Source organism: Jeotgalibacillus marinus, assembly GCF_040801915.1.
In the GTDB taxonomy this organism is placed as follows: domain Bacteria; phylum Bacillota; class Bacilli; order Bacillales; family Jeotgalibacillaceae; genus Jeotgalibacillus; species Jeotgalibacillus marinus.
This window is the reverse complement of record NZ_JBFMIA010000006.1, coordinates 154,948-168,969: the sequence shown is the minus strand read 5'-3', so window position 1 is coordinate 168,969 and position 14,022 is coordinate 154,948. Positions and strand designations below refer to the sequence as shown.

Annotated in this window: 13 protein-coding genes, 1 tRNA gene and 1 pseudogene; 5 read left to right on the top strand and 10 right to left on the bottom strand. The window is 38.9% G+C overall.

What is annotated here, in order from left to right; all coding sequences use genetic code 11:
- Positions 1-243 precede the first annotated feature (243 nt).
- Complete coding sequence (locus tag AB1471_RS09485) at positions 244-1,158, bottom strand: DMT family transporter (protein WP_367779514.1); 915 nt, start codon at positions 1,156-1,158, stop codon at positions 244-246.
- Between the two features lie 116 nt (positions 1,159-1,274).
- Between AB1471_RS09485 and AB1471_RS09480 the strand changes: the two genes are divergently transcribed.
- The gene (locus AB1471_RS09480) at positions 1,275-1,967 is read left to right on the top strand and encodes an MgtC/SapB family protein (RefSeq protein ID WP_367779513.1); all 693 of its coding nucleotides are present in this window, start codon (positions 1,275-1,277) and stop codon (positions 1,965-1,967) included.
- 248 nt (positions 1,968-2,215) lie between these two features.
- On the opposite strand, the gene AB1471_RS09475 is transcribed toward AB1471_RS09480, so the two are convergent.
- Positions 2,216-2,287, bottom strand: a tRNA-Ala gene (locus AB1471_RS09475).
- A gap of 4 nt (positions 2,288-2,291) precedes the next feature.
- Between AB1471_RS09475 and AB1471_RS09470 the strand changes: the two genes are divergently transcribed.
- Positions 2,292-3,140 (top strand): potassium channel family protein, encoded by an 849-nt coding sequence (locus tag AB1471_RS09470; protein WP_367779512.1) that lies wholly within the window; start codon positions 2,292-2,294, stop codon positions 3,138-3,140.
- Here the strand turns inward: AB1471_RS09470 and AB1471_RS09465 are convergent.
- From AB1471_RS09465 to AB1471_RS09455, 3 genes are all read right to left on the bottom strand, one after another.
- The gene (locus tag AB1471_RS09465) at positions 3,128-3,535 is read right to left on the bottom strand and encodes a YugN-like family protein (RefSeq protein WP_367779511.1); all 408 of its coding nucleotides are present in this window, start codon (positions 3,533-3,535) and stop codon (positions 3,128-3,130) included. The two genes, AB1471_RS09470 and AB1471_RS09465, sit on opposite strands and share 13 nt — an antisense overlap.
- 223 nt (positions 3,536-3,758) lie before the next feature.
- On the bottom strand, positions 3,759-5,108 hold the full coding sequence (locus AB1471_RS09460) for a glucose-6-phosphate isomerase (protein WP_367779510.1): 1,350 nt from the start codon (positions 5,106-5,108) through the stop codon (positions 3,759-3,761).
- 290 nt (positions 5,109-5,398) lie between these two features.
- Positions 5,399-6,562, bottom strand: coding sequence for an iron-containing alcohol dehydrogenase (locus tag AB1471_RS09455; RefSeq protein ID WP_367779509.1), 1,164 nt, complete (start codon positions 6,560-6,562; stop codon positions 5,399-5,401).
- A gap of 159 nt (positions 6,563-6,721) precedes the next feature.
- Between AB1471_RS09455 and AB1471_RS09450 the strand changes: the two genes are divergently transcribed.
- Positions 6,722-6,955 carry a DUF378 domain-containing protein gene (locus AB1471_RS09450; RefSeq protein WP_367779508.1) on the top strand — a complete coding sequence of 78 codons (234 nt, stop codon included), beginning with the start codon at positions 6,722-6,724 and terminating at the stop codon, positions 6,953-6,955.
- 62 nt (positions 6,956-7,017) lie between these two features.
- On the opposite strand, the gene AB1471_RS09445 is transcribed toward AB1471_RS09450, so the two are convergent.
- The 3 genes from AB1471_RS09445 to pruA form a co-directional block, all read right to left on the bottom strand.
- The gene (locus tag AB1471_RS09445; protein ID WP_367779507.1) at positions 7,018-8,262 is read right to left on the bottom strand and encodes a Glu/Leu/Phe/Val family dehydrogenase; all 1,245 of its coding nucleotides are present in this window, start codon (positions 8,260-8,262) and stop codon (positions 7,018-7,020) included.
- Between the two features lie 89 nt (positions 8,263-8,351).
- Positions 8,352-9,542 (bottom strand): ornithine--oxo-acid transaminase, encoded by a 1,191-nt coding sequence (locus AB1471_RS09440; protein WP_367779506.1) that lies wholly within the window; start codon positions 9,540-9,542, stop codon positions 8,352-8,354.
- A gap of 165 nt (positions 9,543-9,707) precedes the next feature.
- Entirely contained in the window at positions 9,708-11,252 is a 1,545-nt protein-coding gene (gene pruA / locus AB1471_RS09435) for an L-glutamate gamma-semialdehyde dehydrogenase (protein ID WP_367779505.1), read from the bottom strand.
- A gap of 156 nt (positions 11,253-11,408) precedes the next feature.
- On the opposite strand from pruA, the gene AB1471_RS09430 reads away from it, so the two are divergent.
- Positions 11,409-12,794: an AAA-type ATPase lid domain-containing protein gene (locus AB1471_RS09430; protein WP_367779504.1), complete on the top strand. Its 1,386-nt coding sequence runs from the start codon at positions 11,409-11,411 to the stop codon at positions 12,792-12,794.
- 113 nt (positions 12,795-12,907) lie between these two features.
- On the opposite strand, the gene yugI is transcribed toward AB1471_RS09430, so the two are convergent.
- Positions 12,908-13,294 (bottom strand): S1 domain-containing post-transcriptional regulator GSP13, encoded by a 387-nt coding sequence (yugI, locus tag AB1471_RS09425; RefSeq protein WP_367779503.1) that lies wholly within the window; start codon positions 13,292-13,294, stop codon positions 12,908-12,910.
- Positions 13,295-13,530: 236 nt separating this feature from the next.
- Between yugI and AB1471_RS09420 the strand changes: the two are divergent.
- A pseudogene (locus tag AB1471_RS09420) lies at positions 13,531-13,656 on the top strand (IS3 family transposase); the annotation flags it as partial.
- Between the two features lie 212 nt (positions 13,657-13,868).
- Here AB1471_RS09420 and AB1471_RS09415 read toward each other — a convergent pair.
- On the bottom strand, positions 13,869-14,003 hold the full coding sequence (locus AB1471_RS09415; RefSeq protein WP_367779502.1) for a hypothetical protein: 135 nt from the start codon (positions 14,001-14,003) through the stop codon (positions 13,869-13,871).
- Between the last annotated feature and the right edge of the window lie 19 nt (positions 14,004-14,022).

Genomic DNA, 14,022 nt, shown 5'->3' with positions numbered 1-14,022 from the left:
TTTAAATCAAGAATTAACGTTGACGTTTTAGGTTGTTTAGTTTTCAAGGTTCAAGCTATTGCGTTCTTGTTACTCTCTCGAGCGACTTTATAATCGTACACCCTTTAAGATATTATGTCAACATTTTTTAAAATGTTTTTCAGCCGTTTGTTTCGTTCAGCTGCCTTAAGGACGAGTAATAATATATCACGGAAAATAACATTACGCAATAGCTATTTTAATTTTTTTTAGAGAGGTGAAATTTTATTTCATTTTCAAGAATTGTTTTGTTCCTGACGATCCCCTTACCTTCTTTCCGTCTAATATAAAAAGCGCTAATCCACCAAGGACGATGCTACCTCCCACAATTTGTGTGAGCTGAACATTCTCCCCTAACACTGTATAAGCTAAAATAGTAGCTAGTACAGGTTCAAATAAGATGGCCATTGAAATAACGGTTGTACTGATCCATTTAAGAGACCAGTTAAATAAGGAATGCCCTAATAATGTTGATAAGACAGCTAAGAGAATAAAGTACATCCATTCTTCTGCTGGTAGCGGTCCTAATGAGTCGCCATTGACAATGACGTACACGAATAAAACAATCGTACTGATACTATACAAAATAAATGTATAGGTGATAATTGATAGTCTTTTTCTCACGTCTTGTCCGAATAATAGATAGGCAGTGATAAGCGCGCAGGCAATTAGAGCGAGAATATCTCCGTACAATGCCATACCACTTATTCTAAAATCCCCCCAGCTTATGATGAAACTACCAATAATAGCTATAACAGCTGCCAGAAGTGATTTGATCGTAAAACGTTCTTGAAAGAAAAAGTATGCTCCGACGAACGCAAAAAGTGGTTGAAGAGTAACAAGAACAGTGGAACTCGCTACTGACGTATACTGAAGCGATTCAAACCATAAGATAAAGTGAAAAGCTAAGAATATACCAGCAATGGTTGAAAATAGCCAATCACGACGGGTAAGCTTTGACACTTCTCTTCTATAGTAGAGAAAAAAGATAGGTGCCATAATGACAACACTAAAAAGCATGCGATAAAAGGCAATCACACTTGGATCAGCATGTGATAATTTCACAAATATAGCTGATAAAGCTACTGTAAAAACGCCTATAACGATTGCTATATAGCCGTTTCGTTTTGGATGATTCATGGCGAACACTCCTTCCAACCGATAGATATAATCGAAATACATATATACATAGATAGCTTGTATTTTACCAGTAAGATCAATGCAATACTATGGGATGTTTTGAAGGGGGAGCAAGTATGATTTTAATCGATAAGATCGTTATTTTGAAATTAGGCTTAACTGCACTTTTAGGTTTAATTATAGGAATTGAACGAGAGTTAAAGCGCAAGCCAGTTGGTTTAAAGACGAGCTTAGTTATTTCGATTGTAAGTTGCTTGTTGACGATTGTCTCTATCGAATCAGCTTATTCGTTTTCAGGAGACACTGAAGCGAATATTACGATGGATCCTTTACGCCTTGCTGCACAGATTGTTTCTGGAATAGGTTTCTTAGGTGCTGGGGTCATTATGCATCGTGGGAATGATACAATTTCTGGATTGACAACAGCTGCGATTATTTGGGGAGCTGCAGGAGTGGGGATTGCAGTCGGAGCAGGATTTTATGCAGAAGCGATACTAGGCGTTATATTACTCATTATTAGTGTGGAAATACTGCCGCTATTGTTGATGTGGATTGGACCTAGGCGGCTAAAGGAAAAAGAATTGTATTTGAAAATCGTTGTTCACCATGCGAATGATGTAAGTCCTGTAGTAGAAAAACTTGGTCAGAACAAAATCAAAGTAGACAAAATGCGATTAAAGGATATGAAAAACGAGCTTCATTTAATTGACTTAAAAACGTCTGTACATCATAAACGTCAAATCACTGAGATTTATACGTTCGTGTCAAAGCTTCCCGGAGTTATGGGTGTGGAGATTGAGAGCAGTTGAACTACTCACCACTTAGCTACGCTTGAAGTGGGAGATTCTTGTTAATACCAGTAACAGTTATTTAGTAGTCTATTCGGGTAGTCCCTACCCTAAAAAAACAAATTTGTACGTTGGACTCGTCACACTTGCTTACTTAGCTTGGTTTTCGCCATTTCGGTATACGTGAGCCCACCTTATTTATTGAGCAACGCCCTCATCATTCAAAAAGAAAAACCCTCTAAGCCTAGAGCTTAGAGGGTTTCACAATATGGAGCTAAGGGGATTCGAACCCCTGACCTCATCGCTGCCAGCGACGCATTCTCCCGCTGAACTATAGCCCCTTGAGTGTATACGTTTTATTATACTGCTAAAACCTGCCATGACAAGAGGTTTGTGAAATTTTATTCTGAAATTGGCAACACTGTTTTTGAGGTGATAAATTTGATGAACTGGGCGTGGGTTTGGCGGGTGCCGAAATGGTTGTATTTAATCATATTGATCGGTTTATTCATAAGTTTTTTTGGATTTGTAATTCATTTGATTGAACCATCAACGTTTCCAACGTACGCAGAAGGAGCGTGGTGGGTATTAATCACTATGTCTACTGTTGGCTATGGTGATTATGCTCCCGCTACCCAAACTGGTCGTTTGTTGACAGTATTCATTATTTTACTTGGGGCTGGTTTGATTTCAAGCTATTTTTTTATGATCGCCTCTTCAGCATTTACAAGGCAACAAGCAATATTAAATGGAACACAGACGCATCATGGGCACAAGCATGTAATTATCGTAGGATGGAATGCTCGCACATTGTGGTTGCTCGAACAAAACGAGAAAACATCCTTTGTGTTGATTGATAATTCTCTAAACCGGCATCCTTTATTCGAATCGTCACTTTGTCAATTTATTAAAGGAAAACCATTTCACTCTGAAACACTTCAAAAGGCTTCAATTCATACTGCTTCAGCAATTATTCTTACAGCGAATCAACATGTCGATGAAGAGACAGCTGATGCCCAAACAATTTTGACACTATTAACAATACGTCGACTTCACCCAACGGTCCCTTGTGTCATTGAACTGTTAACGAATGAACAAGTTGATTCTGCAAAAAAAGCAGGTGCTACGACAATCATTGAATCTCAAGCGACAGTGGGAAGAGCACTGAGTCAATCAATGGATCAATTTTCTTGAATCGCTTGTTCTACTCTTTGAATAATAACTCTACCTTCTTTTTCAAATTCATTTGGGATTTCTGTATCTGGATCTGTTGGTTGTTGGAATTGATTAAACGAAGCAGTCACGGTTCCAACTGTTGCTTCTTCGTCCACACCAGCTTGGTACTGGTGACCAAGTATAAATGGAGTGCCTAGTTCTACAACGACACCTGGTCGGTCAAGCTCTCCTTCTATTGCTGTAAAAGGAATGCGAACATATACATATGAACCCTCTTTTGACAATGGATAGTCAAAATAGCCGTGATCGTATTCCCAATTTCCACCAATCGAAAATCCTAATGGCTTAAGAATTGTTTCAAGCTTATATAAAGTGGTTTTAAAACCTTTTAATGAAGATTTTACTTCTATCATGGTTTGCACGCTCCTTTTATGAAATAGTTTTTCCGATAAATATGGGGTTATTCAGAAAGTTAGAAGTGTAAAATTTTCTGGATATAGAGTTACCGAAGTGACTTGTTACTGACCGAATTCTGCCCTTGAGCTCCAATCTTCTATTTAAAATGAAATTTTCACAAAAAAAATCCATCCAAAAAAGAGTGAACAAGGCCGCAGCTCATGTTCACTCTTTTGTTCATTATTTTAATCGTTTTTCAAGTTCTACCTTTTTGTCTTCAAATCCTGGTTTACCAAGCAATGCAAACATATTCACTTTGTATGCTTCAACGCCCGGTTGGTCAAATGGATTTACACCTAAAAGATAACCGCTCATTGCGCACGCTTTTTCAAAGAAGTACACAAGGTAACCGAATGTATAGGCATCCATTTCTGGAATTTCAACAACAAGATTAGGTACGCCTCCGTCATTATGAGCGAGCAGTGTACCTTGGAATGCTTTGTTATTTACAAAATCAACTGTCTCACCAGCAAGGTAATTCAGTCCATCAAGATCACTCGGTGCTTCCTCAATCGTCAATTCATGACGTGGTTTTCCTACTTTTACAACTGTTTCGAATAGGTCACGACGCCCTTCTTGAACATACTGCCCTAGTGAATGTAGGTCTGTTGAAAAATTAGCCGATGATGGGAAAATGCCTTTTAAATCTTTTCCTTCACTTTCACCAAATAATTGCTTCCACCACTCATTAAAGTATTGAAGGCCCGGTTCATAGTTAATCAGCATTTCAATTGTTTTACCTTTGTTATATAAAACATTTCGAATGGCTGCATATTGGTACGCTTCATTTTCTGCAAGTTCAGATGAGCTGTAAACATCGCGTGCATCACGAGCACCTTTCATCATGGACTCGATGTCAACACCACTCACAGCGATCGGCAGTAAACCTACTGCAGTTAAAACCGAATAACGACCACCAACATCATCAGGAACAACAAACGTTTCAAAGCCTTCTTCCATAGCTAACGTTTTTAGAGCACCTTTTGATTTATCTGTTGTTGCATAAATACGACCTTTTGCTTCTTCCACTCCATATTTTTCTTCCAAAAGTTTACGGAATATGCGGAATGCGATCGCTGGTTCTGTCGTTGTACCTGATTTCGAGATCACGTTGATTGAAAAATCTTTGCCCTCTAACACATCCATTACGTCACGCATATACGTAGAGCTAATATTATTTCCAATAAAAATGACTTGCGGCGTTTTACGCTGTTCTTTCGTTATTGCATTGTAAAAGCTGTGATTTAACATTTCAATCGCTGCACGAGCGCCTAAATAAGAGCCCCCAATTCCGACGACTAAAAGCACATCAGAATCACCTTGAATTTTTTTTGTCGCTTGTTGAATACGTGAAAATTCTTCTTGGTCATAGTTCACTGGAAGGTCAATCCATCCTAAATAATCACTTCCAGCTCCTGTTCCTTCGTGTAAAGAGTGATGAGCTTGTTTTACCGTATCTTGAAGATATGTAAGCTCGTGCTCACCAAAAAAATCAAGTGCATTTGAATAATCAAAACGAATATGCGTCATGTCGTTCCTCCGTTAAATAGATTTCCCTCTTTCACTTTATCGAAAGAACCCATCAGAATCAAGAAAGGTCCTTTGATGAAAGCGAATACATTAAAATATATAGTATTTTTCTACTAAAAAAGCTGATGACCACCCTATGGCCAACAGCTTTTCGTTTGTAAAAAACAAAAATATAATGATATGAGCTTTCTTTGCATTTAATCATTCTTCAGCGTGCAGTATGGCGTTAACACCATACTGCACGCTGAAGAAATCTACAACTACACTTAGAATTTCTCGACAATCAAAATCTAGAGCGATGCGGCCAAAATTTCTACAACATCGTCTTTTCGAAGAGATTTAAAGTTACCAAACTCACCATTGATCATCGCTTTACCTGCCATAACATCGATCTTTTCGTCTGTAATGTCATAATCCGCCAAACGAGATGGTGCTCCAATGCTAGTCCAGAATACACGTAGTTGTTCGATTCCTTCAAGTCCAACTTCTTTATCGGTTTTCCCTTCAGGATCTACGTCAAATATGCGAACAGCCATTTGCTTAAATCGGCCTTCGTTTACTTCTAAATTATGCTTCATCCAGTTCGGGAATAAAATCGCCAACCCGCCGGCGTGTGGGATGTCATAAACGGCAGATACCGCATGCTCAATATTATGAGATGCCCAGTCGCCGCGATAGCCCATTTGCAGCATACCATTCAGCGCTAATGTTCCACTGTATAGGATAGTTTCACGTAATTCGTAGTTTTCAAGGTCCTCAACTAGGTTAGGCGCTGTTTCAATAACCGTACGTAAAACACTTTCAATCAAACGATCTTGTACAGGTGTATTCGATGCATTGTGGAAATACTGCTCGAATAAATGAGACATCATGTCCACGATTCCGTAAATCGTCTGATCTTGAGGAACTGTAAATGTATTTTGTGGATCTAAAATTGAGAATTTAGGGAATGTGACAGGGCTTCCCCATCCATATTTTTCTTGTGTTTCAAGGTTAGTAATAACGGAACCAGCATTCATTTCAGATCCTGTTGCTGCAAGCGTTAAGACCGTACCGAATGGTAGAGCTTCTGAAGCTACCGCTTTTTTCGTTACAAGATCCCAAGCTTCTCCATCATATTTTGCCCCTGCTGCTATTAGCTTCGTGCAGTCAATAACACTTCCTCCACCTACCGCTAAAATAAAATCAATGTTTTCTTTTTTACAAATGTCAATTCCTTTTTCAGCAGTCGTTAATCGAGGGTTGGGTTCAACACCTGATAATTCAGAAACCGTCACATCAATTTCGTTAAGTGTTGCGATTACTTTATCATATAAACCATTCCTTTTAATACTTCCTCCACCGTAAACGACAAGAACATTCTTTCCGTATTGTGGTATTTCTTCTTTTAATTGTTCAAGTTGATCTTTTCCAAAAATTAATTTAGTTGGATTATAAAATGTAAATGTATTCATTCCTTCCGCCTCCTTTAATTTCCATGTTTATTATCAAGTATGTTCTTCTTATTTGCAAAATAGATGCTCATATACGATCTAGTAAGTCGTTCTATCTGAATAAAAAATAAATTGCAAACCATACTAAAACTAATACATTTGAAAAAGGAGAGGAATAATTTGAGTCCTATTCAGCGAATTGCCCTTGCTTTTACTATTATAGGAGCTTTAAATTGGGGTCTTATCGGATTTTTCCAATTCGATTTAGTTGCTTCATTTTTTGGTGGCCAAGATGCCGCATTATCTCGACTTGTGTATGGTCTTGTCGGTATCGCTGGTCTCATTAATCTAGGATTGTTGTTTAAACCATCTGAAGAGGTTGAGCAAGAAGCAGATCCACATCCAGTAAATTAAAAAAGACTGGTGACCCTTTAAATGCGGGTCACCAGTTTTTTAAATTGTAGGTAAAAATTTTCTTAGACCCATCCACGGAAACGTGAAGCCTCCGCAGCTTTTTTAACACCAACCATATAAGCTGCTACGCGCATGTTTACTCGTCTATTTTGTGCTAAATCATACACTTGATTAAACGCATCGATAATTTTTTTCTCAAGCTTTTCGTTTACTTTGTCTTCTGTCCAGTAGTACCCTTGGTTATTTTGAACCCATTCAAAATAAGAAACCGTTACGCCACCTGAACTTGCTAAAACATCTGGTACAAGCAAAACATCGCGTTCGTTTAGCTTTTTCGTTGCTTCCATCGTCGTTGGACCATTAGCTGCTTCAACAATGATGGATGCATTGATTCGATCTACATTTTCAATAGTAATTTGGTTTGAAACTGCCGCCGGTACTAAAATGTCACATTCAATTTCAAGCAATTGACTATTTGTTAATGTATTTTCAAAAAGCGTTGTAACGGTTCCAAAGCTATCTCGTCGATCCAATAAATAATCAATATCAAGTCCGTTTGGATCATGAATCGCACCATGTGCATCTGAAATTGCGATGACCTTCGCACCCGCTTCATGCATAAATTTAGCAAGGAAGCTTCCAGCATTACCGAAACCTTGTACAACCACACGTGCACCTTTCAAGTCAATTCCACGCTTTTTAGCTGCTTCTTTTATACAAATGGTAACACCTTGAGCTGTTGCTTTTTCACGTCCTTGAGAACCCCCAAGAACTATTGGTTTACCTGTAATAAATCCTGGAGAATTAAATTCGTCAATTCGGCTATATTCGTCCATCATCCAAGCCATAATTTGAGAGTTTGTATACACATCAGGTGCCGGAATATCTTTCGTTGGTCCAACAATTTGACTGATTGCACGAACGTACGCACGACTTAAGCGCTCAGCTTCTCCTATTGACATCGTACGTGGATCACAAATAATTCCACCTTTTCCTCCACCATAAGGTAAATCCACAATACCGCATTTTAATGTCATCCACATAGATAAGGCTTTTACTTCCTCCTCATTTACATCAGGATGAAAACGAACGCCCCCTTTTGTAGGTCCAACTGAATCATTGTGCTGAGCACGATACCCAGTAAACACACGAGTGGTCCCATCATCCATCCGAACAGGCATACGAACTGTTAATAAACGCAATGGTTCTTTCATTAGTTCATAAACGCTTTCATCGTAGCCCATTTTTTTTAATGCTTCGTGAATAACCTCTTGTGTGGACGTAAAAAGATTTAAATTTTCTTCCATGATAGATGTTCGCCTCTTTTATTTCGTTAGTATGTATCGGCATGATTGTAACATAGATACATTTTAAAAGAATAGATTTCGCGCGTATTTTAAGACAGAACACGAACGATTCGTTCAATCGCCCAATCAAGCTCCTCTTTAGAGATCACAAGCGGTGGTGCAAATCGAATAACTGTGTCATGTGTCTCTTTGCATAGAAGCCCTTCTCGCTTTAAAGCTTCACAATATTTACGCGCTGGTTCTGTTAATTCCATTCCAATAAATAGTCCACTTCCGCGTACATCCTTAATGATTGGGTTGTTCATTTTCTTTAAAGCACCCATGAAGTATTCACCCATTTCGAGTGAACGTTCCGCTAAATTTTCTTCAGTCAATACGTTTAATGAAGCAATAGAAACTGCACATGCCATTGGGTTTCCACCGAATGTTGATCCGTGTGACCCCGGGTTAAAAACGCCAAGTACCTCCTGATTTGCAACAACACACGATATCGGGAAAACGCCTCCACCAAGTGCTTTTCCTAAAATATACATGTCAGGCTCGACATCGTCCCATTCACATGCAAACATTTTTCCTGAACGGCAAAGACCAGCTTGTATTTCATCTGCAATAAATAATACATTGTTTTCTTTACAAATCTCACCTGCTGCTTTTAAGAATCCTTCAGGTGGAAAAATGATACCGGCTTCCCCTTGAATCGGCTCAACTAGAAATGCTGCGGTGTTTGGAGTAATTGCATTTTTCAACGCGTCTAAATCGCCATAAGGAATTAGCTTTATACCTGGTAGCATTGGTCCAAAACCGCGTTGATATTCATCTTCTGACGAAAGAGAAACAGCTGTCATCGTACGACCATGAAAATTCCCATTACAAGCGATGATTTCTGCTTGGTTATCAGGGATCCCTTTTACTTCATAGCCCCAACGCCTTGCTGTTTTAACTGCCGTTTCAACTGCCTCTGCCCCCGTATTCATTGGCAAAGCCATTTCTTTTCCTGACAGTTCACAAATTAGTTCATACCATGGTGCTAGTTGGTCATTATGAAATGCACGAGAAGTCAGTGTTACACGATCAGCTTGGTCTTTTAATGCTTGAATGATTTTAGGGTGACGATGCCCTTGGTTTACAGCAGAATACGCACTAAGCATATCCATGTAACGGTTGCCTTCAGGATCTTTAACCCAAACTCCTTCAGCCTCAGAAATAACGATTGGCAGTGGGTGATAATTATGTGCTCCAAATTTTTCGGTTTGCTCAATAATGCTTGATGATGATGTCATAAAATCCCTCCGTATTAATGTTCATTTATAAAAAAATACCGACCCGTAAAGATCTCAGTGAACAGAAAAGGCTACAGCATTCGTTTAACCTTTGAATGGGAACTTTTAGGCCCCCCGCTCTATTCATAATCCCCTTTAGGCCGGTATCTCAATTTCTTATGTTGATTAAAGCATTTCAGAAGTTGTTTTCGCTTGCATGTGAAGAGTTAGATAATCTGGTCCACCCGCTTTAGAGTCCGTACCTGACATATCAAATCCACCAAACGGTTGGTAGCCAACAATCGCGCCAGTACAGCCACGGTTGAAATAAAGATTACCCACATGGAAATCTTCACGCGCTTTTTCTTGATTCATACGGTTGTTTGTAATAACAGCTCCTGTTAAGCCATAGTCAGTGTCGTTTGCAACTTCAATTGCGTGATCGAAATCTTTCGCTTTAGTAAAGCCGACAACAGGACCAAAGATTTCTTCTTGCATAAGGCGTGAATTAGGATGTAGGTCAGCAAATACGGTTGGTTTAATGAAATAACCTTTTGAACTATCCCCTTCTCCTCCAGCAACAAGACGACCTTCTTCTTTACCGATCTCGATGTAGCTTGTAATTTTATCAAATGCAGCTTGGTCGATGACTGGACCCATGAATGTTTCTGGTGTTGTCGTTTCCCCAAGTGATAGTTCTTTTGTTAATTCAACCACACGGTCGAGTACTTGATCATATACATTTTCAACTACAACTGCGCGAGAACAAGCTGAACATTTTTGTCCACTGAATCCAAATGCAGATTTCACAATTGATTGAGCAGCTAATTCAAGATCAGCATCTTGATCAACAACCATCGTATCTTTTCCACCCATTTCTGCGATTACACGCTTCAACCAAACTTGACCTGGCTGAACTTTCGCTGCACGCTCATATATGCGTGTACCAACGTCACGTGAACCTGTGAATGAGATGAAACGAGTGCGTTGGTGATCAACAAGATAATCTCCTACTTCTTTACCGCTACCAGGAATATAGTTAAGAACTCCTTTAGGTAGACCCGCTTCTTCCATTACTTCAACAAACTTAGCTGCAACGACTGGTGTTGTTGATGCAGGTTTAAGTAGTACAGTGTTCCCTGCAACTAGAGCAGCAACTGCTGTACCAGCCATAATGGCAAAAGCAAAATTCCATGGTGAGATAACCACTCCAACACCTAGTGGAATGTAATCATAACGATTGTATTCACCAGGGCGACTTTCCACTTTTTTTCCATCTTTCAATGCAAGCATTTCGCGACCATAATATTCTAGGAAATCGATCGCTTCCGCTGTATCAGCATCTGCTTCGTTCCAAGGCTTACCAGCTTCCTTCACAAGCAGAGCAGAAAACTCATGCTTACGACGGCGTACAATTGCGGCTGCACGGAACAAGATGTCAGCACGAATCTCAGGCTTTACTTTTCGCCAAGTTTTAAATGCTTCATCAGCTACCTGCATTGCCTTTTCAGCAATATCTTGATTCGCTTTTGAAACGCGCCCTACTACTTCATTTTTTTTCCCTGGATTATAAGAAACAATTTTTTCTTCAGTTATCACACGTTCTCCGCCGATGATGAGTGGGTAGTCTTGACCCAGATAACTCTCAACGGTTTGTAAACCTTCTTCAAACGCTTTCTTGTTTTCTTTCACAGAAAAATCAGTAAACGGCTCATGCTTGTACGGAATCATAGTAAACCTCCTATATAATGAGTGATGTTTTGGCTGTAATAGCAAAAAAAATTTGCAGTAAGAAAACCCTTACATATATAATAATGCAAAAGATGTTTGTAAATTTCAAGTATTTTTTGTTTTCAGTTTTTAATATATGCAAAGGGAGTTGGCGAAATGAGCGTACCAAGAGGAAATTATCTTGATATTCAATTTGTTGCTCAAGCGCTTGATCACATACAACAAGGGGTTCACGTGGTCGATTTAAACGGACGAACCATCCTATACAACCAAAAAATTCGAGAAATGGAATCTATGGAAGAAACCGATATTTTAGATAAACGATTAGTTGATGTTTTTCAATTTCATCCTGATGAAAGGAGTACATTGCTTCAAGTTCTTGCAACGAAAAAGCCTGTTTTAAATGTTAAACAGTCTTATTTTAATATGCGAGGGCATGAAATTACGACGTTAAATGATACGTATCCCATAACCGTTGAAAAAAATGTAGTTGGCGCGATTGAAATTACGCGTGATGTCTCTTCAATGGAGCAGTATATAGGTCATTTGGGTTCAGCTCCTTCAAACCTTTCAACGTTTGATCACTGGACTGATACTTCACCACTGATAAAAGAAATGATTTTTGAAGGAAAAAAAGCGAGTCAAACTTGTAGCATGATTTTGCTTACAGGAGAAGCTGGTAGCGGGAAAGAGCGACTAGCACAAAGCATTCATATGGAACGACAATTAGGTACTCACGCCTTTCGATCAATTGATTGCCGTTCGTTGCCTACTGAACGATTGCAGGAATTATTATTCTCCAAGGAGAAAGAAACTCACACTGAAGGTCCATCTACTTGGTTTATCAACCATTTAGAATGCCTCGACTTAAATTTGCAAAAAAAGTTAACGCAACATTTGGTTGAATGGAGAAAAGAAAGTAGGATGACGGAACGACCTAACCATTACCCTATTTTAACGCTGAGTGAAGACCCAATTGATGCGATTCAGTCAGGGAAATTAGATAAAGACCTTTATTACACAATGAGTGAAGTGACCATTTTTGTGCCGAGTCTACGCGATCGCAAAGAAGACATACGAGCGCTTTGCACTTATTTTATCAATCATTTTAATACTCGCTTCCAAACACTTATTGAAGAAGTATCGGATGAAGTGATCCAATTATTCTATGAATATGATTGGCCAGGCAATGTTCGTGAACTTGAACACGTGATAGAAGCATCCATGTTTGCGATGGATCAGGACACGATGCTGCTGTTTACTCACCTTCCCCATTATTTCCGTTTGAAATTCGAGGATCCGATGAGTTCGAAACCAACATTAGATAGTTCGGCCTTCATGGTTCGTGAAGGAAAAGCAATACAAGCATTGGATGCTTTTTTACAAGAAGCGGAATCGTACTATATTCAAAAAGCGCTTCAGTATCATGACTACAACATAACGAAAACAGCGGATGCATTAGGTATGAGTCGACAAAACTTGCAATATCGGTTAAAGAAAAACAATTTAATCAGACAAAAAAAATCCGGATCACCTAAATAAGGTGTCCGGACTTTTCAAAAGAGCAGCCTCACGGATCGTAAGTGATCCTGCCGCTGAGGTGGGATGCCTCCCTCCTCCTACGGCTGTGAAGGCTTAGGCTCATACGTTTGTTTTTATCGTTTCATATCAGATTGGTCGATCCAATCTTGAAGCTTGTCTTTTAGGCTGTTGAAGCCAGTTGTATCTTCTGTGTGAGAGACAGCTTTTGAAGGAGCTTGACGGCGTTCTTTACGAGCCTGCGGCTTAACTTCTGGAGCTTCTTCAGTAGCACGGATTGAAAGGCTGAATTTTCCAGCTTTCTCGTCAACTGAAAGAATTTTAATATTAACTTCTTGTCCTACTGTAAGGTGCTCACTTACATCACTTACGTAACCGTGAGTGATTTCAGAAATGTGAACTAAACCTTGTGTATTCTCGTCAAGCGCAACAAATGCACCGTATGGCTGAATGCCAGTTACTTTACCTTTAAGCTCTTGTCCTGCTTCGAAATTTGTAGACATGGGAACATCTCCTGTTATATATTATTTTATCGTTTACACGCAATTATTGATTATATCATAAGAGACAAGATAATTCAAAAATTGTTTTGTTATTGAACATCCAATATAAGGATATTTTACCGATCCAATTGGCACTCTAAAAAAACCTGCCAAAAGTTGATATAATCTCCCTATATCAGACAGAAAATTCCAGAAAGTAAAACTGTTGGGATTATGCGTGCAATGAAAACTTTTTTAGCCACTTCAAATCAGAATGTTTTAACCTCTTTCGATTCCGTTCCGCCGAAGAAGTTAAGAATGCAGTTCAGAAGTATATTCGTTTCTATAACATCAACGTTTCCAATAAAAATCAAACAACCTGATCCCCTATGAATTTAGGAATCAGGCTGCTTAGTATGGCTTTTTAAATTCCTGTCTACTTGACAGGGAGCACTTCAAGAAATGGTCTTAATCAAAAGTTTCATCAAAAACCTGAAATTATTGTCTTGAGTTTAATTTTCCTTCTAAAGTATTCTTTAATTAAAAGTCATAGTACTTAGAACAGGAAGTTTTTCGTTATCAAACCTTCATTATGTCAAACAATGAACTGTATTAATAAAGTCACCAGAAACAAGCCACCAACAACTGAACTACCAGCAATTGCTGCAACAATGATTGTAGTGCTTAAATGTTCGGTACACTCTTTCATTGAAGACTGATTATCACTCAAAACCTCTCCTCCTCACATA